This window comes from Zoogloea sp. (assembly GCF_030157465.1).
Taxonomy (GTDB): Bacteria; Pseudomonadota; Gammaproteobacteria; order Burkholderiales; family Rhodocyclaceae; genus Zoogloea.
In genome coordinates, this window is the sequence record NZ_JAOAUU010000168.1 from 1 (window position 1) to 1826 (window position 1826).

Here is a 1826-nt window from a genome sequence, read left to right on the forward strand (position 1 = left end):
ACGGTGTTGTTGGTCGATTCGTCGATCAGGATGAAGGCGCCGGTTGCGCGTGAGTCTGTGTAGTTGTCGGAGAAAATGGGTTGGGCCAGTTTCAGCTGTACTTTGGCGATGTCGTTCATCGCGAGGGTGCTGGCCGCGTCGTTGGCGAGGGTGTTGATGTCCACGCGGTGGGTGATGCTGGCGACCTTGGCCTTGACCTCCCGGGTCGTGTGGCGCAGCCAGTAGGTGCGGGCGGGCGACAGCGGCGTTTCGGAGAGCCAGCAGACGATGGCGTCGACCTGCTTGTTCTGGGCTGGCACTTCCTCGCTGTTCACGATCATGTCGCCGCGGGAAATGTCGATCTCGTCTTCGAGCAGAAGGGTGACGGACTGCTCGTGGATAGCCTTTTCGAGCGACTGGCCGTAGAGCTGGATGTCTTTCACGCGGGTCGTGCGGCCGTTGGGCAGTACGGTGACGCTGTCGCCGATCTTGATCTCGCCTGATTCGACACGGCCCATGAAGCCGCGGTAATCGTGCAACTCGGGGTTGTCCGAAGCCTGGGGGCGGCACACGTATTGAACCGGGAAGCGGAAGCTCTCGGCCTTTTCGGTGTGGGCAGCAGGCGCGGCTTCAAGGATGTCGATCAGCGTCGGGCCTTCATACCAGTCGAGGCGCTCGCCGCGATCGACGATCATGTCGCCGACGAGAGCCGACAGCGGGATGAAGCGCACGTCGCTGAGCCCGATCTGCTCGGCGAAGGCGGTGTAGTCGGCGACGATACCGTCGTAGGTGGCCTGGCTGTAATCGACCAGGTCCATCTTGTTCACGGCCACGATCACGTGGGGAATGCCGACCAGTTTGGCCAGGTAGCTGTGGCGGCGGGTCTGGGTGAGGACGCCTTTGCGTGCGTCGATAAGGATGATGGCGACGTTGGCGGTGGAGGCGGCGGTCACCATGTTGCGGGTGTACTGCTCGTGGCCGGGGGCGTCGGCAATGATGTACTTGCGCGTGCCGGTGGAGAAGTAACGGTAGGCGACGTCGATGGTGATGCCTTGTTCGCGCTCGGCCTGCAGGCCGTCGGTGAGCAGCGACAGGTCGACGGCGGTGAGGCCGCGCTTGGTGGACGTGCGCTCGATGGCGGTGAGCGTGTCGGCCAGGATGGTCTTGGTGTCGAAGAGCAGGCGGCCGATCAGGGTGCTCTTGCCGTCATCGACAGAGCCGCAGGTCAGGAAACGCAGCAGGCCGCGGTCTTCGATCTGGAGGGGGGAGGTGTGGGCGCTGGTCATGATTTTAGAAATACCCTTCCTTCTTGCGCTGCTCCATGGAGGCGTCGGAAGTCTGGTCGTCGAGGCGGGTTGCGCCGCGTTCGGTGATCGTGGTGGTGGCGGTTTCAATGACGATCTTCTCGACCGTATCGGCGTCGCTGAGCACCGGCGCGGTACAGGTGATGTCGCCGACGGTGCGGAAGCGCACCTGCATCTGGACGATCTCTTCGTCGGGCCGGGCGGGCGTGATGTCGGTGACCGGCACCATCGCACCACCGCGCATGACGATCGGGCGGATGTGCGAGAAGTAGATGCTGGGCAGTTCGAGCTCTTCACGCTCGATGTACTGCCAGACGTCCATTTCCGTCCAGTTGCTGATCGGGAAGGCGCGGATGTTCTCGCCCTTGTGGCTGCGGGCGTTGTAGAGGTTCCACAGCTCGGGGCGCTGGTTCTTCGGATCCCATTGGCCGAATTCGTCGCGGAAGCTCATGATCCGCTCCTTGGCGCGGGCTTTTTCCTCGTCGCGACGGGCGCCGCCGATGCAGGCGTCGAAGCCGAATTCCTCGATGGCTTCGAGCAGGG

Annotated in this window: 2 protein-coding genes; both read right to left on the reverse strand. The window is 63.3% G+C overall.

All coding sequences use genetic code 11. The features are described 5' to 3' along the window. On the reverse strand, window positions 1-1265 hold a 1265-nt coding region (locus tag Q1W26_RS20315; protein ID WP_300444351.1), incomplete at its 3' end, for a GTP-binding protein. Window positions 1266-1269: 4 nt separating this feature from the next. Continuing rightward, a partial coding sequence (gene cysD, locus Q1W26_RS20320; protein WP_300444354.1) for a sulfate adenylyltransferase subunit CysD occupies window positions 1270-1826 on the reverse strand: 557 nt, incomplete at its 5' end.